Source organism: Leptolyngbya boryana PCC 6306 (genome assembly GCF_000353285.1).
Lineage (GTDB): Bacteria > Cyanobacteriota > Cyanobacteriia > Leptolyngbyales > Leptolyngbyaceae > Leptolyngbya > Leptolyngbya boryana.
Genome location: NZ_KB731324.1, coordinates 4,060,766 through 4,082,625, shown reverse-complemented (window position 1 = coordinate 4,082,625; position 21,860 = coordinate 4,060,766). Strand labels below are relative to the sequence as shown.

Here is a 21,860-nt window from a genome sequence, read left to right as displayed (position 1 = left end):
CCACGCTAAAAATTCTGCTGAGTTCCGAGTGTACCTTAGAATCGCTGAGGTGTCACAGTTCCCGGAGTTGTTGCGGGTGGAGCAGGCGTACTGCCGCCAGGAGAGGGCTGCGCCGGAGAGGGAGTAACGGGTGCAGGTAATGTGACTGGCGAAGTATTCGTTGCACCGGGTAAAACGGTCGGCTGCAAATCGCGGGTAATATCACTCGCGCTGATGCAAGCCGAGATCGATTGCTCGGTGGTCAATTTCAAGTCTCGACTCAAATCGACGACACAATTAGAAAACCGAGCAGGGAGCAAACTTTGACGGCAGCCATTTAAGACATTGACCAAAGCAGTTTGCGGCGCGCGACGACGAATATCGACAACACAGGTCGAAGCTTCTACTGGGCGGCGGACTTGCCGACAGACTGAGAGTGCATCCTCGGCGGACACTTCATTGCGGGTAATACGATCGACACAAATCCCCAAATCTTTGGGACGGATCGCTTTTGCACAGGCATCCGCAGCAATTTGAGCTTCGACTTTTCCACGCGTTAAATCCCGCGCACAAGCTCCAAAATCGGCTTCATCAACACCGGGACGAATGAATACGTCATCCAGCACGCCTGCTTTGACAGGTGATGCTAATGCGATTAAAGTTCCAATCACTGTCGATGTAATCAGCGATCGAGTGATTTTAGACTGCATCATTTTTGAGATCGACATCCTAAGAGTCCTCGCCCCACAGGTATACAGGAGAATTGTGGCACATTGCTGCTGAGTAGCGGCTATCAAATCAGTTTGTTCACTAAATGTTAAAAGCTAAAGTGCAATTACAAGGCTAGATTTTGCGTACGATCGCAAAAATGCAATAGAAAACTTTAAGATGACTGCCCCGGCAATTCCGACAAAAAACGCTCTACGTTTACAAGAACCTCCGGCAAGACCGTATTCATAATGTCCCACAGAATTTCATGATCAACCTGTTCGTAGCGATGAGCAATAATATTCCGTAATCCGATCATATTCCCCCAATCTACGTCAGGATGTGCCCGTTGAAACTCAGGTGAAACCCGACGAGCCGCCTCACCTAAAATTTCAAAATTGCGCTCAACTACACGACGTAACCATAGTGTCTCTAGATATTCCATCTCAGAGACTCCAGCCATAAACTGTTGAATCTCTCGAATTGCTTCAGCTATATCCCAAAGTGCCGCAGCATCACGATCATGACTTTGCATAAATGATCTGACAGGTGCGTAAAATTTCTGCTCGACGATAAGGATTTGTCAAAAGCTCTTTTCGGACTAAATCCACTTTCCGCCCAAACAACTGCTCCAACTCAGTTTGCAAATTCTGCCAAGCTCTCCAAGACAGCCGATAACCTCTTTCAAACACCACTAAAACATCGACATCACTCGGATCGTTGCCTGTCACTCGAAAGTCATCTCGCAGTACCGATCCAAACACCCCAAATTCTGCAATGCGGTGACGATCGCACAATGCTTTAATCTCTAACACCTCTACTCTCAGACGCGCTTGCAACAGTTCCGCAATGGGTTGTGTCTGCAAAGCGATTGGTGCTGTTGTAACTGGCTCCATCGTCATGACGTGAAATACCACTCCTGTGTTCTACAGATCATAGCTAGCTTTGGAAAGAGTCAGTGAAAGTCTCACGACCCTGATTTTTGAGTAATGTGCAGCATTGTTATCGTGGCATCTTGTTTCTCAACAAACTCACCGAATTTCTGAAGTGCGAAAATGCTTCAATAGCCGCTATTCCAACGCATTGAAGCGATCGACGATGAGGTGAGATGGGAATAGTCTGAGGTTTTCGTTTCATCGTCGATCGCTTTCACGACTCGTCGATACAAATCCTCTGCCTGCTGCGGAGAATTGCCAATGCTGGTCAACCCCAATTTCCCAAATTCAGACAGACATCCCATCAGGTGAAACACTGTTCCCGTTTCTGTACTCGTATCGAAGTGCAATTCGTGATACGCAATGATATCCATCAAATCATTGGGTAATAATCCCCGGTATTGCGATTTCTGTAAATTATCCGTTGCCATATAGTATTTGGGTCGTCCCTGTTGGCTATAAAATAAGCCACTTGAAAGGTCATAACGCCCGTTGGTCAAAAATTTCAGCGTCATGAATGGGTGAGTTGTACCGCCTTTTCGGAGATTGATCTCGATCGCATAAACTTTCCATCCTTCTTCCTCGCGTACTGCGACAAAATCCACGCCGAATCGCTCCAGTGCTCCTTTTGCGGCTAACGTCCGCCCCACGTGCAAGCTCAAATCCTGAATGCTCATTCGGTACGCTTCATCTGCCGGAAAACGACAGCCGAGATAGATTTGTCCATTCAAAATCTGGTCGTGAGTCGAGAGGATTTCGATTTCTCCATCGGGTGTGACGCGACCCTGCACACTTGGCGAAAACTTATGGTCTCCTTCGATAAAGGCTTCTGCGATCGCGCCGAGTTCTGAAATTCGACCCCCATAATTTTCCCAAGTTTCCGACTTCGCCTCGAATTTGAGATGAGCAAAGTGATCGTAAATCTTTGCCACTCGCTGCTGATGCGAAATGGTTCCAGGCTTCACTTCTCCTAATTGTCGCAGATCTAAAATTGCATTTCCTTCTCCTGAAAATCCTTCATTCAGCTTAATCACAACTCGTTTTAATTCGGGATTGCGTTCCCATAACTCAGCGGTGGCAACCGCTAGATCTTTTGCATTCCAAACTAAATCACTGCCGTCTGGAAAAGGAATGCCACTTTCGGCAAAAATCTGCCGACTGCCGCTCTTGGTTCCCCAGTGCAGAAGGGTCGGATCAAGTGCATACAACGGAATGCCTAACTGCACCGACAAATCCCTCTCACACGCTGTCGAGTTGTAGCAAATCATGTATGCCCGCTCTGGGTTTACTGCTTGTCGAATCCGATCGAGTAAACGCGGTCGATCCAGAATTTTCTCAGTCAGAGGTTTCGTTGATGAATCATAAGTCGAAAGCAACAGCAAGCGATCGCGCGCATGGGAAAATGGAATACCAGGTAATAGCTGAAGATAATAATCGACGACACTCGGATGAATCGGTTGCGAAGTCACATAAACCAACCGAGTCCGAGGATTTCGCAATCGAATCAGCGAAAAGAGCAGTCGTTCTTCATAATGCAAAAAACCTTCAATTTTGAGCAGTTCATGCTGATCAATACTTAGCGACGGAATGACGATGATATCCGCATCACTCGTGTCAAACTCAACTACATTGCGCCAGCGATCGCGCAACTGATTCTGTAACTTCTGAAATTCAAGGGTTGGGTCAAGCATGTTCATGGCGCACAATTCGCGATCAAGCTGATACTCGCGATCATATCTACTGAGATTAAGGCACAGTGAAAATAGCAAGAAAGCGTAAAAATGAATAAATCAGACTTAAGAAAAATCTATCTTCAGAAGCGTCTTTCTCTCTCTCAAGTGGAGTGGAAATCAAAAAGTCACGAGATCGTTGAACATCTCAAAATTTCAGAGCTAGTGCGATCGAGCCAAACGATTCTCTCGTATTGCAGCTTCCGCCAAGAACCTGATTTAAGCGAATTGCTGACGCTGCCGAAAATTTGGGGACTCCCGCGCTGTGTGGATCAGTCTCTCTTTTGGCATGTTGCTGGCAATCTACGATCGGGCAAGTTTGGCATTCAGGAACCTGATCCCGATAGTCCTCAAATTAATGTTTCAGAAGTAGATTTAATCCTTGTCCCTTGTGTGATGTGCGATCGAAAGGGCTACCGATTGGGATATGGTGGGGGATTTTACGATCGCCTATTCAGTCAACCAGAATGGCGCGAGAAAAAGGCGATCGGCATTCTATTTGATTTTGCAGTTGTGGATGAGTTCGCGATCGATGAGTGGGATCAGCCGTTAAATGCAATTTGTACAGAATCCGGACTCTACAGCCAATTGAATCATTAGAATGAGGGCATCAGATCGCTTCGGAGTGAATTTTCTGATGGAAAGCAACACTTCCCCACACCCGCACCAGGAATGGTTCGATCGAGGCAAAGAAGATGCTTGGTCAGGGCGCTCAAAGCAGCCCCCTGAGCATGATCCACAGGCTGCTAGTTTTTATGACTTGGGCTATAGCGAAGGCGAAATCGAACGCCCAAAAACAGACTCACTACTCTAGATCGCTTTCGTTGCTTTCAGCATGTGATACACAATCAACAACTGTGTCATAGCTAACGGGTAGCTCTGAATCATCTCCCCTGTTGTTCCTGAAACTTTTCCTAATTCCGTATCGCTTGTCGGATTACAAACATTCGATAATGCTGGCAGCTCATCACAGATAAAGCGCTCTAGATGCACAACTTGATCCTTCGTGGCATGTCCATCGATTTCCAAGACATCGACAGGCTTACCCATATCGCGATCGAGTCCTAGCCGAATCGCCGATTGCGTGGGAGAATCTTCTCCAACGACCCGCGTTAACTCAGGATGAGGGATCGTCGGACGCAGCACTAATTTCACATCCAATTGTCCATTTGAATCCGTTGTCGATGGGCAAAAACTCACGACTAAATCTGACCAGCTTCGCTGCGGACGAATGTAAGCTTCAGAATCTGGCTCTCGCTTCTGCAACTCTTCTAAAACCTGTTCTTCTGTGTAGCCCCGCTTTTGCGTATCTCGCTTAACTTTCCACTGTGCTCGTAACGTTTCGGGTGGAGCAAGATAAACTTTCACATCGTAAGCGTCTCTTGCCACCCGAGTTGAATATCCAAGCAGTCCTTCTACAATGACAAACTTGCTCGGCTTGATATAAGTTGGGGCTTCAAAGGTTCCCGTCTTATGGCTGTAATTCGGCTTCAGAATCGGCTGCCCTGATCGCAGCAGCGATAAATGCTGCTGCATGATATCCAAGTGATTACAGTCAGGATGCAAGGCTGTAATTCCAATCTGGGCACGTTGGGTACGATCGTACTTGTGATAGTCGTCCGTACAAATTGTCGTTACGTTTTCCTCACCCAACACCTGAGCAATCCCGCGTGTCAGTGTGGTTTTGCCTGCTGCACTATCTCCCACAATGCCGAGAATGATTGGACGCGACATGATTTCTCCTAGGACTTCACAAGGGCAATCTATCCTTGTAAGGAAAGCACTAATCTGTCTAAATGGAAAGTGACGTGAATCAAATCTTTAAGAAGATTCAGTCTCCAGTGACAATCTTTGGCACTTTGAAGAAATCGCCATCGCGATCGGGTGCACCTTCGAGAATGGTTTCGCGATCAGTATAGGGTTGAAGCCGATCGACTCGAACGACATTCGAGACATCGATCGCGCGTGTGGTGGGTGATACATCACTGACATCCAATTCACTCAACTGCTCAAAGTAGTCGAGAATATCGTTCAACTGGGTTGTAAATTTCCCCTCTTCTTCAGGAGTCAATTCTAGGCGAGCTAAATGCGCGACTTTTTGAACCTGTTCGCGATCGATCATACAAACTCTCTCAAACTAAATCGCTTAGAAGTATACATCCATCCCCGATCGACCGGTTGTTTTTAGCCAGTTCTGAGCTTCGATATAGTTGTTCGGAGCTTGTAGAATTGCCCGCTTCCAGTAGTCTGCGGCTTGATCAAAGAATTTGTCGCCTTCGTCGTCGTTGCCTTCTTCTTTGGCTTTCTCGCCCAAATAGTGATAAATCACTGCAATGTTATTCAAAGCTTGAGGCAGGCGAGGATTTTCATCAATCGCTTCGTGGTATAGGGTCAAAGCTCTGTCGTGATCCCCATTGCTGGCGTAGATCAAGCCCATGTTGTAGAGAATGTAGCTACGATCGTTAGAATCTTCTTCGAGTTTCAGTGCTTCTTCATAGTTTTCAAGGGCTTCTGCATATTCCCCATCAGCCTGTGCAGACATGCCATCTCGATAATAAGCAAAAGCTTCTTTTTCTTTGCGACTCGCCGGAAAGACCTTCAAGATCAAATCCGCCATGACGGTGAAGCTTTTATCGATGAAGTTGTCGTTACGTTGAGATCTAGGCATAAACGTTTGTTAAATCGTGAGACTGTCTTTCAGTTTAGCGCCTTAATGAACCAGCCCAAGCAATCGATCCGCTCATCATGATGTCACGGAACAGTAGAAAGTCCGGTATCAGGTTCTGCTTCTGTCCCAAAATTGGGTTGAGGAGAGAGCGGAGAGCATGGAACGCTGATGGACTGTCCACCGTCACCGCGTGAATCCATTCGGACGAATAAATAGGCAAGATTGAGATCGTGTAAAGTGCCCGTGACAAACTCAATATTGTTCAACGACCAATATTGTAGAACTTTCAAATCATCAACTGCACTTTCGTAAAATGCCGTAACGGCGGAAGTTGGATAATTGAGTATCGCTTTTGCAAGAAAACTTTTAGGTTGAAGCTTGGTCTGAATCACTTGTTCTTGCATCTGATGAATCACCTGCCTGCGTAACTCTTCTTCCGCAAGTGAGCGAAATGCTTGTTTAACAAGATCTAAGTTCTGCGTAGCAAATTCTAGTGCTTGTGATTGACTGCAAGAAATCCTCTGCTCTAATAACTCTGTCACAGCGCAGTATCGATCGAAAACTTCTGCATAAGGAGCTGTAATCGGAACACCCAGAATTGCAAACGCATCTGACTGCATTATTTTTCACAAAACTCTTTCGTCGATTATAGCGACCTTGAAATTTATAAAAAGGCACATCCCTGATTACAGCAGGGATGTGCCTCTAGTGGAAGTCTAAAATTTCTGAGCAAATCTTACGATCGTACTTGGACTGGCATGACCAAATACGTCATCTTCAAGCTACCCAGTGGCGATAAAATTACTGGACTTGTTGACGTGTTCAATTGCATTTGCACTTCTGCGGTATTGATCGCCTTCAATCCGTCTAACAGATAGCGAACATTAAATGCAATCTCCATACCTTCGCCCGAAATCTGAGCCGGGATCGCTTCTCGTCCACTTCCGACATCTTGAGCATCTACCGACAAAGTAAGCTGTTGCGCGGCAGGATCAAGATGGACTTTCACAATATTATTCTTCTGATCTGCGAGTACCGAAATCCGCTCTAAAGAACTCAAAAACAATCTGCGATCGATCGTCAATTGATGCGTAAACTGACGTGGCACAAGCTGCCGATAATTCGGATATTGACCTTCTAGCAGTCGGCTCGTCAGACGCTGATCCGCCCACTCAAACACCACTTGACCTTGATCAAAACGGACATCCACCGCATTGCCATTTTGACGATCGAGCATTTTCATCAATTCCTGCAACGCCTTCGCAGGAACTGTCACATCTAATTGCGGCTCTGATTCAGACTTAGCATCTTCTTCGATTGTTTTCACCACAGCAAGTCTATGTCCATCGGTTGCTGCAAACTCCAACCCGTCTGGCTGTAAGCTCACATGAACGCCTGTCAAAACTTGCTTCGTCTCATCCGCACTTGCCGCAAACAGCGATCCCCGCAGTCCATCCACCAAAGCATCGGCAACAAGATGCGTCTGCTCACCTTCTTCGATCTTCGGTAACTCAGGAAACTCCTCAGCTCCCATTCCCCGAACTTGATAGCGTCCCGATGCAGAAGTCAAAGTCGTGACATGACTGCCTTCAGCATCGCTCTCGATCGTCACATCGCCATCCGGCAAACGCGAGATAATATCGCTCAACAATTTCGCAGGCAGAGTTAACACTCCACTCTCTTCGACCTGTGCCGGAAAGCTTGTTTGAATTCCTAAACTGAGATCAAATGCGCTCAAAATCACACGCTGTGTCGACTGATCCGCTTTCAACAATACATTTGCCAAAACCGGATGAGTCGGGCGCGAAGAAACGGCGCGACTGACAAGAGACAGATGAGAATTAAGATGGGTTTGGGCGCAGACCAGTTTCATGGCAGTAGTCAGGATATAGGACGAAGAGAAAGGCTGTGGAAAAAGTAGTAATAACTCTATATCAAGGGAAGACGTGAATCTTTAGATCTACATCTAGCGTTTTCATGTGATGCTTGAGCATCGTAACACTAGATAGCCAGATTGATCAAAGATCAAATTTCTAGGCAAATCAGATGCTTTTTCAGTACTATTGTACGACCTGTGGAAAATGTGGAAAACTCAGCGATCGACGATTTTTTCACAACAAATACGATCGCAGCCTGTGGAAAAACTTTCCCAGTCTCACATCTCAAGCTAAAATTTCCGCAGATTTAGCCCAATTTCCCACAAGTTTTTCCACAGAAAACTGCAAGTTTTCCACAGAAGCCGTTGATTAATAAGGAAAAACTATAAATTTCAGTAGTTAGATTAGTGTTGATTTGCCATAAAGTACCCTACGCTGAAGGAACGCTCAGGCTTACCCAGCAGTCATACGATCAACTTCTAATGTTTCTCCTCGTATGACCGTTCAGACTGATCGCTCTCTTCGCTTTACTCTGCCGACTCTCTGCCCTATGGCTTCGATCGCCCGCAAAAATCTATTTGAAGATATTCCCCGTTTTCTCGTTGCTCAAGCCGGCATTATTTTCGCGGTCAGCCTAGTCACGATCCAGATTGGAATTCTTCGCGGTTTCAGTCGTTCCACCGCTCGCATCATTGATCAGTCCAGCGCTGATCTCTGGGTTGCCTCGAAAGATATTGTCCATCTCGAATTGTCTTCTCCCATGCCTGCTCAGCGCGTTGAAGAAGCGCAGAAAGTTGCAGGAGTTGAGCGTGCAGAAGCGTTAATGATTCGATCGAGTATTTGGCGCGATAGCCAAGGGCGAATTACGCCAATTCGGATTTATGGCTTTGATCCCAATAGTCGGCTGTTTGCAGGTTGGCAAGTGACTCAGGGTAAGCTCGAAGCCTTGAATCAGCCCTACACCGTCATTGTCGATTACAACAGCTTAAAAAATTTGGGACTCCAGGAATTAAACGAGCGCGGCGCAATCGGCGCATTCCGAGCATTACCTGCTCAATATGTAGGCTTGACCCAAGATACGCAGTCGATCGCATCTAGCGCTTTTATCTATACGTCTTTAGAGAATGCAAATGCTTATGGGTTAGGCAGCACAGACACAGGCGTAACCTGCACCCGGCAATCGAACGGCGAAATAGCTTGTACCAGTCAAAATTCTTCTTTCACATCTCCTGACCCAAATCCTGCTGCACCTCGTCGCGTCAATGTCCAAGACCCGATCTCCTTTGTGCTGATTCGGGCGCAGCCCGGACAAGATCTCCAGCAGCTAAAACAGCGATTAGAATCTGCCCTACCGGACACTCGCGCCTATACTCAGTCTGAAATCGCAGAACTGACCCGCTCTTATTGGACGAATCGGACTGGAGTTGGTTTTGTCTTGGGATTAGGTGCAACAGTAGGATTTATCGTCGGCATGGTGATTGTCGGACAGATTTTATATTCATCTGTTTCCGACCATATTCGCGAGTTTGGAACTCTCAAAGCTATGGGCGCGTCAAACTGGATAATCTACAGCGTGATTTTAGAACAAGCGCTTTGGATGGCAGTCTTGGGCTACATTCCCAGTATTGCGTTCTGTCTCGGTTTGGGTATGTGGACACAGGCGGCTCAAGGCATCATGATTTTAATTACTCCCGCCACAGGCGTTGGCATTTTTGTGCTGACGGTTGTGATGTGTGTCGGTTCAGCAATGTTTGCGGTGCAAAAAGTGACCCGAGTCGATCCCGCGATCGTTTTCAAGGCATGAACTCTATGGAATTTCCCTGAAGTTGCGAAGATTCAGCGTAGAATCTTGAATAATCATTACGCATCTATACATAGAATGATATCTCTCGCAATCTGGAATGACGCTAATTATTCACATAGCTGTCACATGAATTCATCCCGTAGCATAATTTGACCTCATACAATAGAGCAATAGAGTTTCTCCTTTTTAAAGATGATGAAGCTGCCCAAATTGTTTAACGTTTTGTTGAACCTTGGTACAGACTCGAATCTTTGTCTGGAGTTTGACTCGACCTGCCTGAAGTCATGATCAGAAAAGACTGTTTCGACACTCCTCCACACACCCTCTCCTTATAAACTGTTTTCCTACCGTTTGTTAAACGAATGACTGCAACCCCGATTAATGTGAGTTATCAGACTGAGAACCGGGTGATTGAACCTTGTTCTAACAGTTTGGATGGAGCAGATAACGCGATTTCTGCCTGTGGAGTAGAAATGGTGTATCAGACTGGTGGCGATCGCTATCATGCTCTGCGCCATGTGGATTTGACAGTGCGATATGGCGATATTCAGCTTCTGATGGGTCCTTCAGGATCAGGAAAGACCACACTGTTGTCAATTTTGGCAGGAATTCTTACTCCCACTGCGGGCAGTGTGCGCTTGCTAGGACAAGAAATCACAAAACTGTCAAGCTCCAAGTTAGCCCAATTTCGCCTCGAAAATATTGGCTTTATCTTTCAAGGCTTTAACTTGTTTCCAGCGCTGAGCGCGATCGAGAATATTGAAGTCGCGCTTAATCTCAAGGGGATTCGGGGATCAGCAGCGCGTCAGCAAGCGATGCAACTGTTAGATCAAGTTGGACTTGCCGATCGAGCAAAATTGCATCCTCAAGATCTCTCTGGCGGTCAGAAACAAAGAGTTGCGATCGCGCGTGCCCTAGCTGGAAATCCAACGTTGATCATGGCGGACGAACCGACTGCGGCATTAGATTCGCACAACGGTCATGCTGTGATCGAATTGCTGCGAACTTTAGCAAAAGAGAGAGGGCGGACAGTTTTGATCGTGACGCACGATCCCCGGATTGCTGATGTTGCCGATCACATTGCCTACCTCGAAGATGGGATTTTGACGAATGGCGAGCGATCGGAGATCAGTCGGATGCGAGAGTCTCTGATTGCGAATAACCTATCTTGAGGTGGATCGATTTAACAGGTGAAACCGGATACTTTATTCATGTGAGCAAAACGAGTTGAATAACTACCTAGTTCACAAAGTTGTACCGTTAATTTCTCGCTATACAGAACCCATTAATTAGTTTCAAAAACGCTATATCTAAACCCCAAAGCGCCGTCTTGTATGATGGCGCTTTTTAACGTTTTCTTGCCTGAATGACCTGAAGACTTCCACCTGCATAAAGCTGTTGGGTTTGAATTTCAAATCCAATTTCTTCTAGTAATTCGATCAGATTAGTTTGAATCAATTGCCAAGCGGTTTCTGTCTCAAATAGCCAGAAAAATATCGCCAACCCAGGTACAAAAATAAGGTTAGTTGGGGCATGAAAATCGACCATTGTAAACACACCATTCGGTTTCAAAACTCGATGCACTTGTTGCAAAATTTGCCGTAATTGTTGAGGCTGCATTTCATGCATTGCCGCACTGGTATGCACTACATCAAAAGATTGATCCGGTAACGGATTCTGCTCGGCAAATGCCTCAACATATTCTGCTTCTGGAACATTCTTTTTCGCGCGTTGAATCGATAAAGGAGAGGCATCTAAGCCTGTCACATGGCGAGATCGCTGTACCAAAAATTGCGTAGTCTGCCCACTGCCACAGCAGAGATCCAGCACTTTCGTCTCTGGCTCGATCGTCAATCCCTGTAAGGCTAATTGTCGAAATCGGGCTTCTCCGCCCACACTCAATGCTGCAATCCTCGAAATCCCGTCATACAGCCATTGATATTGATAACTCCAATCTCTCAAAATCGTTGCCATCATTCACCTCGCATTCGCTTCAATGCATGATCAACTGCCATTTGCTGATCTCGTTGCGTTATCCATTGATGATAAGTCCGCGTGTGAACCAGTACCGAATGCCCCATCATTTTTGCTGCTACCGTATCCGACAGCCCAAAATGAATCGTTCTGACTGCCCAAGCATGACGTAAATCGTAAGGAGAAAAGGGCACACCATACCGCCGAAATTGTGCCGTGACCCGTTGCCCAACTTGTCGCAACGTGGTCTTATTTAAGTCTGTTTCAACAGGTGGGAGTTGAATCTCTCTTAAATTAAAAGTTTCAATCCACTCTGGATAAAACGCCCAAACCTGATGGCTTCCCGTTTTTGTTGTGGGCAGAACTTCGATCGAGGTTTCCCCGCGCTTTAACCCATTCAAATTGCAGTAAAACACCTCATGATTTCTCAATCCAAACGTTGCCATCATTCCATACACAAATTGCCAACCTGGATTCGGGATCTTTTCCCAGGCGCTCAAAATTTCCTGATCAGAGGGCAACGTGCGGGCTTGAGTTTTGCTCGCGCCATATCCGCCGGATAGCTTTTTCAGATCTTTGGGCAGCGTCAGGTTGAGAAATTCGGCAAATGCGCTGAATGTGGTGCAGCAGAGTTGGCGGCTTCGGGAATTAAGGGGGATAGATTCAACGGTTTTGTAAATTGCTTCGATCAGCGTAAGAGTGGGAGACTCAGCCGCGATCGCGCTTAACTTCCGTAGATACGGGGCATAAGCGCTAGACCAAGTGGTTTTCGTCGCAGCAGGATTGATGGCTCGCTCAGGCTGATTTAAAAAGTCTTGCTCAAAGGCGGCAATCTGCTGGCTCAGATCTTGCTGGCTCAATCGCTTTCCGTCTGTGAAGCTCAGGTACTCTCGCCAATCGAATTGATTTTGAATTAACTGGGCAGCAACAATTTTTGCTTCTTGCTCGATTTGCTTCAATCCTGCCGTCGTCGCTGGAATTCCTAAGCTCAAACGCTGTTGATACGGGCGTAATTTAGAACTGCCCGGACGCGGGGGCAAGGTTCCTCGCAGCGCGAGTTTTACGCCACGCCGCTCGATCTGAAGTCCGAGTTGGGCTGCTTTGAGACGTTGATTCGTCTGAACAATTCGAGCATCTAAATCTGCCATATGCGATCGCAAAAAGCCTGAAACACCAAAACGATAGAGCATTCAAATCAAGAATCTGTGCTGTTGTCTAACCTATTCCAGTTCAAATCTAGACTCTAAAAGCGACCCTTTTGTCAAGGATTTAATTCTAATGGGGGTTGAGCAAATGTTAACCCCAGTTGATATTTGTTCAGAATGTTCAATATGATCGAATTTTTCGCTGAGATTTAGTTAATTTGCTTCGGTGTAGCTCAGATTTTATTGTTAAAATCGGTAACGAAGCTGAGAATAAACAAGGATTTAATATCGCTATGGGTCGAGTAGGGGTCTTATTACTGAATCTTGGGGGACCGGATAAGATCGAAGATGTCCGCCCCTTTCTGTACAACTTATTTGCTGACCCGGAAATCATTCGTCTGCCGTTCCCGTGGTTGCAGAGTCCATTAGCCTGGTTGATTTCGACCCTACGCGCAAAGCGATCGCAAGAAAATTATATGCAGATTGGTGGCGGTTCTCCGCTGCGTCGCATTACCGAAGAACAAGCACAAGCCCTTCAAGACCAACTGCGCCAGCGCGGGCAAGACGTGAGCGTTTATATCGGAATGCGCTATTGGCATCCGTTTACCGAGGAAGCCATTTCTCGGATCAAGCGCGACCAAATTGAGAAATTAGTGATTTTGCCGCTCTATCCACAGTTTTCGATTAGTACCAGCGGCTCCAGCTTCCGACTTCTAGAACAGCTTTGGGAACAAGACCCGGTGCTTCAGAAGATCGACTACACCGTGATTCCAACTTGGTACGATCGACCTGGCTATCTCGCTGCCATGGCAGACTTGATTGCTCAAGAAATTGACCAATTTGAGAAACCTGAAGATGTGCATGTCTTCTTTAGCGCACATGGCGTTCCGGTGAGCTATGTCGAAGAAGCAGGCGATCCCTATCAGCGCGAAATCGAAGAATGCACGTCACTGATCATGAAGACGCTCAATCGATCGAATCCGTATACCTTGGCATATCAAAGTCGAGTCGGTCCGGTTGAATGGCTGCAACCTTATACCGAAGAAGCGCTAGAAGAGTTAGCGGCTGAAGGGGTCAAGAACTTAGCCGTGGTTCCGATTAGCTTTGTCTCTGAGCATATTGAGACGCTGCAAGAAATCGATATGGAATATCGTGAGATCGCTGAAGAAGCTGGAATTGAGAAATTTGGACGGGTTCCTGCTTTGAATACGCATCCCATCTTTATTCAAGAATTAGCAACCATGGTGACGGATGCGTTAAATGCGCCGTCTGTCCATTTTTCAGAAGTGGCTCATCCTCAGAAGCGAGTCAAGATGTATCCCCAAGAAGGTTGGGAATGGGGCATGACGACTTCAGCCGAGGTCTGGAATGGGCGAGTTGCGATGATCGGGTTAATTGCTTTGGCGATCGAGATGCTCTTAGGGCGCGGTCCACTGCACGCTTTCGGGTTACTCGGCTAAGACAGGAAGCTTGATCGTGAATTCTGTTCCGACAGCGGGAGTAGATTCACAGATCAGCTTTCCTTGATGTTTTTCCACAATAATCTGGTGAGCGATCGCCAGCCCTAAACCTGTCCCTTTGCCGACAGGTTTTGTTGTAAATGAGGGTTTGAAAATATCTTGCTGAGTGGCTTCGCTCATGCCAATGCCGTTATCTCGAATGCGGACGATCGCAGTACTGTCTTGAAGTTCAGTGATGACATGAATCTGGTTCGGATTCGCGGCAATCTCCTTGTAAGAACGACCTTGATTTGCTTCTTCGATCGCATCGATTGCGTTGGCTAAGAGATTCATAAACACCTGATTGAGTTGCCCTGGATAGCACAGTACAGGTGGAAGATCTGCATAGTCTCGGGTAATTTGAATCGCAGGACGCTCGGGAGTGGGATTGAGTCGATGTTGTAACAACAGCAGCGTACTGTCTAATCCGTCTTGCAGATTTAGCTCGATCGTATTGTCGTTGTCGCTGCGAGAAAAGGTTCGGAGTGCTCGACTGATATGATTCATCCGCTCGGTTGCAACTCCTAGTGTACTGAGCAATCGAGGCAAATCCTGCATCAGAAAAGGGAGATCAATCTCTTCAGCATTGTGAACGATCGCTTCGGCAGGATTGGGATAGTGCTGTTCATAGAGATGCAGATGGTAGATTAGACGTCGGAGATAGCGCTCTGCATGTCTGAGATTACCCGTCATTGAGTTGAGGGGATTGTTGATTTCATGTCCGATGCCAGAGACAAGTTGCCCGAGCATCGACATTTTTTCTTGCTGAACCAGTTGGAGTTGAGCCTGTTGGAGATCGTTGAGCGATCGCGAAAGTTGATGCGTTCGTTCTGCGACCCGCTGTTCTAATTGCTCATTCAGGTCTTTGAGTTGCTGAGTTTGGCGGCGGAGTTTGATATGGGTTTTCACGCGCGCCAGCACTTCGACTTGTTGAAATGGTTTCGTAATGTAGTCGATCGCACCCAAGTGAAGTCCTTTGACTTTATCCTCGGCATTTGCCAGTGCAGTCATGAAGATAATCGGAATTTCTTGGGTGAGGGGATTGGATTTGATGCGATCGCAGGTGGCAAATCCGTCAATGCCCGGTAGGAGTACATCTAACACAATCAAATCTGGCAAGATAGTTTCGAGTTGCTGTAAGGCATCTTCGCCGCTTTTAGCCGACAAGACAGAGAATCCTGCTGTTTCAAGCACATCTGCTAAGATACGCACATTCGTTGTGCTATCGTCCACGATTAAGACTAAATTTTGGTCAGACATTTCAACAGCTTCCTACCTCTGCATTACGATATCCGCGTTCGTCTATTTTGGCTGAGTTATTTCGTAAGAAATTGACTCAGATCATCGAGAAATTGGCTCAGATCATCTGGTATCGCATTCCAGGAACTTGCGTAATTAAGCCGAGCAATTCTAGATGCATTAATGAGCTAGAGACGGATGCTGTTGGCATTTCCGCAGTTTGGACAATCAAATCAAAAGAAACAGCCGCGTGCTCAGAGCGTTGTGCGATCGTGTGAATGGTCTGCAACACTTTTGCAAGGCTGGGATCTAAATTCGCCAGCGTCAGTTCGATATCCGGATTTTGCGGCTGATCGAGGGCTGGAATCGTGCCAATCATTTCTAAAAATTGTGATGTCCCTAAAATGATTTGTGCGCCTTTGCTGATCAGGGTCAGACAACCGATCGCATTCGGGTTATCCAAGCTGCCCGGCAGTGCGTACACATCTCGTCCATAATCATTGGCAAGATTTGCGGTGATCAGTGCGCCGGATTTTTCTGGGGCTTCAGTCACGATCAGGGCGCGGGATAATCCGGCAACGATGCGATTACGCTGAGGGAAATGTCTGCGATCGGGCTGAGTTCCGGCGGGATATTCGCTTAACGCTAATCCGGTTTTGAGTAACTGATGGTAGAGTTGGCGATTTTTGTAGGGATAAACGACATCTACGCCTGTTCCCAGAATTGCCACTGTTTTGCCCCCGGCTTCTAAGCAACTCTGATGTGCCTCGGTATCGACTCCCGCTGCCAGCCCGGAGATCACGATAAACCCGTTATTGGCTAGAGTTGCGCTGAGTTTTCGTGTCCAACGTTTGCCATATTCGGAAGGTTGGCGAGTTCCAACGAGAGCGATCGCGCTTTGGCGATCGAATTCTCGAATTAGCTCGATTTGCCCTCGATAATATAAAACCGGAGGCGGGTCAGGGATTTCAAAGAGTAATCGAGGATAGTCTGGATCGGCGGGAGTGAGAAAATTTTGGGATTGATCTAGGCGAGCGACTGAAATTTGATCGCGACTTGTACAAATTGCGATCGCGCTTTGCGCTCCGATGCCCTCGACTTGAAGCAATTCTTCAGGTTTGGCTGTCCAAGCCGTTTTCAAACTGCCAAATTGAAGGTAAATGCGTTTTTGCAAGATGGGACCAACTCCTGCAACTCGCGACCAGGCTAACCAAAACGCACGTTCCTCACTCAAGCATCGATCCTCAAATCATGAAATCAGTGTTCCCGCACTGATCCCCAAGGTCAAAATTCGTTTTTGAGATCGTAAGTTTTCCGACGGCAAAAGCTGGCATTTTAGAAGCAAGCTGTTTTGCGATCGTCAGGCTTGCTTATGCTTGAGGTATTCAAATACGCTTTTATCTCCGATATCTGGAGGGATCGGTTGAATCAGTTTTCGGATTGCAAATATAGCAAATAAGACTGCCCAACCGCCTAATAAAACTTGCTCCCAGACCAATGGCAATATGCCACTTAAATGCCCAAGCAGTAATGAAGGCACGATCGGAGTCAGAAATTTTGTCTCAAACCGATTAAAACAGAATGCTTCTTTAAAGAAAATTCCAGTCAAAGCAGCGAAAGTAAACCCGATGCCAAAAATGGTGATCGGATGCTGATACACATACAGTGCGAGCGGTTCAGAACTCAGCAAGAGCATTCCAATCGAAGCCAATCCGCCAATTGCCCAGAATGCCTGAAGTGCGAGGTGTAACGGTTTCAGGTAAATATGAATCGTGAATAGGCTCACGCCTAACGCCGTCCAAAATACAAAGTAAAGCGGCGTTATCCAGGCAAAGTTTTGCGAGAATGCTAGTCCAACCGCGATCGCAAAACTCAAAGCAGCGATCGCTAATCCGCTGCGATAAAGGATCACGCCCTGACGATCGTGATCATCAATGCTAAATTCTCCGAACTGTCCTTGGTATACGATCGGCTCTTGAGTTTGCATAGGACATTCATAACTCGATTTGCTCTATGCTACTGCGATTCTGCCTGTTCGTCCTCAAGCGCCTGAATGGCTAGCAATAATTCTTCTTCTTGTGCTTCAAAGTCTGCTTCAGAAATCTCGCCCATATCAAACGCGAGCTGTAATGCCAGAAGTCGCTTACTGAGATTTTCGGTTTGATCGAGTTCTGTATCGACTCGTTCTTGAATCTGTTCTGCAATCCAACCAATCCCAGTCACAGGCGCAAATAAAAGGCGTAAAACCATAGAATTTACTCCCGCTCGAATTGAGCAAAGTTATACGGTGCAGTGAAATCGTTGTATCGAATTTTCAAGCGCCCGTCGAATTGTTGATCTAGTCTTTCCACGGCTTGACTAAATTCTGATTCGGATTCCCACGGAATCAGGTATGCAGCGTTGTAAATCATCGCTTCAGTCAGGACATCGTTCTCGACAATCTCGATCGCCATTGCATTCAAAGTGGTTTGAAACTCAGTAATGATGGCTTCGCGTCGATCGCTCATCGCATGTTCGATCGCTTGCCCGATGCGGACAATTTCATCCATGCTCAGCGATTTTCCTTCTAAGCTATCGCGCTGCTCTCGAAGTTCAGCATTCTCTGCCATCAACGCTTGTAATTCTTCGGCACTGTCCCAAAACAGTTTGATACTAACTTCGCGCCGTCCATCTAGCTTTTCAAATAGAGTTTTTAAATGCTCAAAATGCGGAGCAGTAAGTTGATCGGAGACGGTTTCCCAAGTCTCGATCGTTAAACCAAACTGAAGCGGTAAAAGTGTCCGATAGCCTGCCTGCATTGCTTGCTCTAACACTTTTTCGTGTCCAAGCAGGTTCCGACGACTCGCGAGATAGCGTTGCTGCTGTGCTTCCGAGTAGAGGAACGCAAACCCATCTACAATCTGAGTCTGTACAGGTTTTTGATCGAGTCCTTGCAGGTCGAGATCTTGAGGACCGGGAGCGGGGAAAATGCCGTACAAATATAAATTGCTCATCGTTTCAACCGGGGCTAAATGGGCTTTGCAGTCAGAACTAGCTGGAGTTTTGCGTGAATCAGATCGATTTGAGCGAGACCGAGATCAACATTGCCTTCGAGAACGACACCTGTGTTGAGTAAGCGATCGAGCAACTCTAAAATCGTTGGACTGGTCGATCGTTCTCCAGGATAGTACCCGCCATTTTTCGGAAGCAATGTGCCAACTTCACCGAGATCAATGTTTAAATCAGCCGGATCAATCTCAAAGACATCGCACAATCGTATGACTTGTGCTTCAAGTTGACGAAGACTATCTGCGGCACGATCGAGATCCGCATCGTTGAGTTCTCCGCTATCCATCCGACGAATCACTTGAGCTTCCATCAATTGTCGAATCAGTTCGACCACGGTGAGAAGCAAGGGAGCAAGACCTGCATCAGGCTTAGCTTTCGGGGCAAGAGAAGACATAGCTTACAGATCTTGGAGCAGTGATTTCAAGGTTTCGGCTGGGGTCGCAGGTGGTTTGGGCAGAGATGGCGAAACTGCTGGACGCAAAGCTTTTAGCTCTGTTTCTAGCGATTCTACTCGCTCCATCAGTGCGCGATTCGCTTCGAGAAGCTCTCTCGATTGAGCACTGTAATGAGGATTGTTCTCCCACCAATTGATTCCCATCTCACGTGCCTTATCGACTGAAGAAATCAACAATCGAATCCGAATCGTCAATAATTCAGTCGTCGCAACGGAAACTGAAATGTCTCCAGCAATTACAATTCCTTTGTCTAAAACGCGCTCTAATACATCTGCCAAGGTGGAACCTTGGGTGGCCGTGGGCATCGGTCTCTGAATGCTCTTCGTCGGGGTCGTCACACTTAGCTCTCCAATGCAGGCTCGACAGCAAAGAAACGTCGATCGCGGTGAATGACTAAACCTTGAATGGTCAAAGCTCGAATCGATTCGAGTAGTTCAGTTCGGACGAGACTGAATTCACTTTCAAGGTCTGAGAGTCCTGCACCTTTCGATCGAAGTAAATAGCGATAAATTTGCTGCTCTTGAGAAATCTCATCGGCAATCTCATTCATCGTACTCGCTTCTTCCAGTTCTGGCAGATCACTTAAGAGCGCTTCGACTTGTTGGTTGAGAGGAGCCGCTTCGAGTGGCTCTTGAAGTGCTAATTCTGCACGTTCTTCTGCATCTAAAAAGGGTGCTTGTACGGGTTGAGCACTTGCAATTTGCTCAACTGCTGCTTGTATCGTTGAAATTACAGGGATTTCAATTGCTTCAGTTTGCTCATTGAGGGATGCTTGAACAGTTTGAGCAATTTGCTCAACGGTTGCTTGTGGTGTTGAAATGACGGGGATTTCAATTGCTCCAATTTGCTCATTGAGAAGTGCCCACAAGATTTTGGTTGCATCTTCAAGCGCGATGCCAATGCGTGAGAGCAAGACATCTGAGCAGATATCCCGAAATTCTGCGTCTTCAGGGAGGACAGCAATGTGATGTTCTTGGCAGACTTTTGCAATCATCAAGCACGATCTCAAGCCAGAAGCTTTCTCTGCGCCTGTTTTTTGTCGAAACGCTCGCACAAATCGCACAATAAATGCAGCACTCGATCGCTCAATTTCTGTCTTCTGAATCAGAATTTCTTGCTGCGTCAGTTCATCTGGCTCAGGCATATTGATGGTGACCAAGCGATCCATCAAAGCGTCCTGGGTCGAATGCACGCCACAATATTCTTCTGGATTCGAGGTAAGAATCGCTCGAAAATGCGGATTGACTCGAATGTATTCGGTCTGATTGCTCGTCGGAGGTAAGACGAGTAGCTTTTCTTCTAAGGCTGAGAGCAGCACATTATTGACTTCAGGACGCGATCGATTAAATTCGTCATAGACGAGTGTGAATCCTTCTCGGCAAGCTAATGTCAATCGAGAATCTACCCAAGTGTGTTTCATCTCGTCTTCAACCTTCATCACGCTATGAATGAAGTTATCGACGACTTTCTTACGGGTGTAGCCTGCTTGCGCGCCAATCATGTCTGAACTTTTCGAGTCGTCATCGCCATACATCAGCATGATGGGACGAGCTAGCAAATCAGCTAAGTGCAGTGCTAGGGTCGTTTTACCGACCCCTGCACAGCCGCGCAAGTGAACTGAAAAACCAGACTGCAAATAACGTAGTGCGCGCAGCGTAATGCGATCGAGCGCGGGCGTACTGACAAAGTGGCGGGGGCTAGCTCTTAATACAGTCGTCACAGGGCGTGTCCTTTCCTTATTGATGGATTAAATAAACGCGATCTTTTTGAGTGATTTTGCCTTGCTGAATGAGCGATCGCAGTCCTTCTACAGCCTGAAGTCGAGTAATGCCGAGTGCGGATTCAATTTCAGTTAATCGCGCACCTTGCATGTCTTCGATGTAGTCATAAATTCTCTGCTCATCTGAGGAGAGTGTAGGAGCTTCCTCTACCTTGAGTGCAGGTTTGGGAGAAGCTGATGTTGCTGATGTCGCAACTTGGAACCCTCGCCCTCTCTTTTCGGGCTTTTTCAAGACAATAATCGGCTTAGCAGCAGGTTTTACGACAGGAGGTTCTACAGATTCTACAACTGCTACAGGCTTCGGTGTAGCGGGTTGGGCGGGTTGAGACGCTGGCTCAGAAAGGTCTCCCCAAACGCTATGGGAAAGTTCAGTGCGATACTGTTGTAGCTGTGCTCGAAATTCAGCAAATTTCTTGAACAGTGCGGCTAATTCAGTTTCGCGATCGAGTTGAGCTTGTGCTGCTTTTTCCTGGCGCTCTAAGGCACAATCTGCGAGGAATGCGTCAACAGTTGTGTGAAGTTGCTCAACAAAGATGCGTAGGTTTCGCGAGTGTCGAACCTGATTTTTGATTCTCTGCTGGCGTGCGTCATCTAGCTGCGCTTGAACTTCAATCTGAAGGATCTGAAGATCGGCTTGAATTTCTCGCCGGAGTGATTCTACAGTTTGCTTGAGTGTAGATCGAAATGCACTGAGGTCATGTCTCAACTGTTGTGAAATGAGACTGCGCTCAGCTTGGGCGACCGCTAAAAATTCTTGAGTCTGTTCTTGGAGCGTTTCACAGAACTGATGCAAATTTTGACGGCGCAAGCTGGTGTCGTAAGCGAAGGTTTCGCGAAATAAACTCAGATCACTTCGGAGTTGAGACGCATTCAGTTGACGTTGTTCATGCGTTGCTTGGAGGAGCGCAGAAACGGCTTGACGACGCTGTGCTACCTGTTGCAGTCTTACTTGTCGTTGCTGTTGCCAGGAATCTTTGAAAGCCATTGCTGTAAGTACTTGAGTTTAAAATTGAAAAAAC

25 protein-coding genes are annotated in these 21,860 nt (G+C 46.8%); 5 read left to right on the top strand and 20 right to left on the bottom strand.

All coding sequences use genetic code 11. The features are described 5' to 3' along the window. Window positions 1–35: 35 nt before the first annotated feature. The 4 genes from LEPBO_RS37695 to LEPBO_RS0120395 all read right to left on the bottom strand — a co-directional run bounded on the left by LEPBO_RS37695 (window position 36) and on the right by LEPBO_RS0120395 (window position 3,313). Window positions 36–707 carry a hypothetical protein gene (locus LEPBO_RS37695; RefSeq protein ID WP_017289427.1) on the bottom strand — a complete coding sequence of 224 codons (672 nt, stop codon included), beginning with the start codon at window positions 705–707 and terminating at the stop codon, window positions 36–38. A gap of 155 nt (window positions 708–862) precedes the next feature. Continuing rightward, the gene (locus LEPBO_RS0120405; protein ID WP_017289426.1) at window positions 863–1,222 is read right to left on the bottom strand and encodes a HepT-like ribonuclease domain-containing protein; all 360 of its coding nucleotides are present in this window, start codon (window positions 1,220–1,222) and stop codon (window positions 863–865) included. Beyond that, window positions 1,209–1,553, bottom strand: coding sequence for a nucleotidyltransferase family protein (locus tag LEPBO_RS0120400; RefSeq protein WP_225903963.1), 345 nt, complete (start codon window positions 1,551–1,553; stop codon window positions 1,209–1,211). The genes LEPBO_RS0120405 and LEPBO_RS0120400 overlap by 14 nt, the downstream gene beginning before the upstream one ends. 194 nt (window positions 1,554–1,747) lie before the next feature. Next, complete coding sequence (locus tag LEPBO_RS0120395; RefSeq protein ID WP_017289424.1) at window positions 1,748–3,313, bottom strand: peptide ligase PGM1-related protein; 1,566 nt, start codon at window positions 3,311–3,313, stop codon at window positions 1,748–1,750. Between the two features lie 90 nt (window positions 3,314–3,403). Between LEPBO_RS0120395 and LEPBO_RS0120390 the strand changes: the two genes are divergently transcribed. Both LEPBO_RS0120390 and LEPBO_RS43385 read left to right on the top strand, forming a co-directional pair. Further along, window positions 3,404–3,952, top strand: a complete 549-nt coding sequence (locus LEPBO_RS0120390; protein ID WP_017289423.1) for a 5-formyltetrahydrofolate cyclo-ligase — start codon at window positions 3,404–3,406, stop codon at window positions 3,950–3,952. A 37-nt stretch (window positions 3,953–3,989) separates the two neighbouring features. Beyond that, complete coding sequence (locus tag LEPBO_RS43385; RefSeq protein WP_172410456.1) at window positions 3,990–4,166, top strand: hypothetical protein; 177 nt, start codon at window positions 3,990–3,992, stop codon at window positions 4,164–4,166. On the opposite strand, the gene LEPBO_RS0120380 is transcribed toward LEPBO_RS43385, so the two are convergent. From LEPBO_RS0120380 to dnaN, 5 genes are all read right to left on the bottom strand, one after another. Further along, window positions 4,163–5,086: a phosphoribulokinase gene (locus LEPBO_RS0120380; protein WP_017289421.1), complete on the bottom strand. Its 924-nt coding sequence runs from the start codon at window positions 5,084–5,086 to the stop codon at window positions 4,163–4,165. The two genes, LEPBO_RS43385 and LEPBO_RS0120380, sit on opposite strands and share 4 nt — an antisense overlap. A gap of 97 nt (window positions 5,087–5,183) precedes the next feature. Further along, window positions 5,184–5,474: an Asp-tRNA(Asn)/Glu-tRNA(Gln) amidotransferase subunit GatC gene (gene gatC, locus LEPBO_RS0120375; RefSeq protein WP_017289420.1), complete on the bottom strand. Its 291-nt coding sequence runs from the start codon at window positions 5,472–5,474 to the stop codon at window positions 5,184–5,186. A gap of 24 nt (window positions 5,475–5,498) precedes the next feature. Next, window positions 5,499–6,020: a photosystem I assembly protein Ycf3 gene (locus LEPBO_RS0120370; RefSeq protein WP_017289419.1), complete on the bottom strand. Its 522-nt coding sequence runs from the start codon at window positions 6,018–6,020 to the stop codon at window positions 5,499–5,501. Between the two features lie 83 nt (window positions 6,021–6,103). Then, a complete protein-coding gene (locus LEPBO_RS0120365) occupies window positions 6,104–6,640 on the bottom strand; it encodes a hypothetical protein (RefSeq protein ID WP_017289418.1) in 537 nt (178 codons plus the stop codon). A gap of 116 nt (window positions 6,641–6,756) precedes the next feature. After that, window positions 6,757–7,893, bottom strand: a complete 1,137-nt coding sequence (gene dnaN / locus LEPBO_RS0120360; protein WP_017289417.1) for a DNA polymerase III subunit beta — start codon at window positions 7,891–7,893, stop codon at window positions 6,757–6,759. 500 nt (window positions 7,894–8,393) lie between these two features. Here dnaN and LEPBO_RS0120350 point away from each other — a divergent pair, with 500 nt between their 5' ends. Further along, window positions 8,394–9,701, top strand: a complete 1,308-nt coding sequence (locus LEPBO_RS0120350) for an FtsX-like permease family protein (protein ID WP_017289415.1) — start codon at window positions 8,394–8,396, stop codon at window positions 9,699–9,701. A 362-nt stretch (window positions 9,702–10,063) separates the two neighbouring features. Next, the gene (locus LEPBO_RS0120345; protein WP_017289414.1) at window positions 10,064–10,873 is read left to right on the top strand and encodes an ABC transporter ATP-binding protein; all 810 of its coding nucleotides are present in this window, start codon (window positions 10,064–10,066) and stop codon (window positions 10,871–10,873) included. Window positions 10,874–11,048: 175 nt separating this feature from the next. Here LEPBO_RS0120345 and LEPBO_RS0120340 read toward each other — a convergent pair whose 3' ends face one another. Both LEPBO_RS0120340 and LEPBO_RS0120335 read right to left on the bottom strand, forming a co-directional pair. Further along, complete coding sequence (locus tag LEPBO_RS0120340) at window positions 11,049–11,678, bottom strand: class I SAM-dependent methyltransferase (RefSeq protein WP_317135187.1); 630 nt, start codon at window positions 11,676–11,678, stop codon at window positions 11,049–11,051. Then, window positions 11,675–12,865 (bottom strand): site-specific integrase, encoded by a 1,191-nt coding sequence (locus LEPBO_RS0120335; RefSeq protein ID WP_017289412.1) that lies wholly within the window; start codon window positions 12,863–12,865, stop codon window positions 11,675–11,677. The genes LEPBO_RS0120340 and LEPBO_RS0120335 overlap by 4 nt, the downstream gene beginning before the upstream one ends. A 248-nt stretch (window positions 12,866–13,113) precedes the next feature. Between LEPBO_RS0120335 and hemH the strand changes: the two genes are divergently transcribed. Further along, a complete protein-coding gene (hemH, locus tag LEPBO_RS0120330; protein WP_017289411.1) occupies window positions 13,114–14,280 on the top strand; it encodes a ferrochelatase in 1,167 nt (388 codons plus the stop codon). Here hemH and LEPBO_RS0120325 read toward each other — a convergent pair. The 9 genes from LEPBO_RS0120325 to LEPBO_RS0120285 form a co-directional block, all read right to left on the bottom strand. Further along, window positions 14,269–15,579 carry a sensor histidine kinase gene (locus tag LEPBO_RS0120325; protein ID WP_017289410.1) on the bottom strand — a complete coding sequence of 437 codons (1,311 nt, stop codon included), beginning with the start codon at window positions 15,577–15,579 and terminating at the stop codon, window positions 14,269–14,271. The two genes, hemH and LEPBO_RS0120325, sit on opposite strands and share 12 nt — an antisense overlap. A 97-nt stretch (window positions 15,580–15,676) precedes the next feature. Next, window positions 15,677–16,792 carry a DNA-processing protein DprA gene (gene dprA / locus LEPBO_RS0120320; RefSeq protein WP_017289409.1) on the bottom strand — a complete coding sequence of 372 codons (1,116 nt, stop codon included), beginning with the start codon at window positions 16,790–16,792 and terminating at the stop codon, window positions 15,677–15,679. Window positions 16,793–16,918: 126 nt separating this feature from the next. Further along, a complete protein-coding gene (locus tag LEPBO_RS0120315) occupies window positions 16,919–17,545 on the bottom strand; it encodes a DUF2301 domain-containing membrane protein (protein WP_017289408.1) in 627 nt (208 codons plus the stop codon). A gap of 29 nt (window positions 17,546–17,574) precedes the next feature. Next, window positions 17,575–17,808: a gas vesicle protein GvpG gene (locus tag LEPBO_RS0120310; RefSeq protein ID WP_017289407.1), complete on the bottom strand. Its 234-nt coding sequence runs from the start codon at window positions 17,806–17,808 to the stop codon at window positions 17,575–17,577. Window positions 17,809–17,813: 5 nt separating this feature from the next. After that, entirely contained in the window at window positions 17,814–18,551 is a 738-nt protein-coding gene (gene gvpF, locus LEPBO_RS0120305) for a gas vesicle protein GvpF (protein WP_017289406.1), read from the bottom strand. Window positions 18,552–18,565: 14 nt separating this feature from the next. Then, window positions 18,566–19,000, bottom strand: a complete 435-nt coding sequence (locus tag LEPBO_RS0120300) for a gas vesicle protein K (protein ID WP_017289405.1) — start codon at window positions 18,998–19,000, stop codon at window positions 18,566–18,568. A 3-nt stretch (window positions 19,001–19,003) separates the two neighbouring features. After that, on the bottom strand, window positions 19,004–19,366 hold the full coding sequence (locus LEPBO_RS37685; protein WP_051077878.1) for a gas vesicle protein: 363 nt from the start codon (window positions 19,364–19,366) through the stop codon (window positions 19,004–19,006). Window positions 19,367–19,401: 35 nt separating this feature from the next. Further along, window positions 19,402–20,781 (bottom strand): gas vesicle protein GvpN, encoded by a 1,380-nt coding sequence (gene gvpN / locus LEPBO_RS37680; RefSeq protein WP_017289403.1) that lies wholly within the window; start codon window positions 20,779–20,781, stop codon window positions 19,402–19,404. Window positions 20,782–20,797: 16 nt separating this feature from the next. Beyond that, complete coding sequence (locus tag LEPBO_RS0120285) at window positions 20,798–21,826, bottom strand: hypothetical protein (RefSeq protein WP_017289402.1); 1,029 nt, start codon at window positions 21,824–21,826, stop codon at window positions 20,798–20,800. Window positions 21,827–21,860 lie beyond the last annotated feature (34 nt).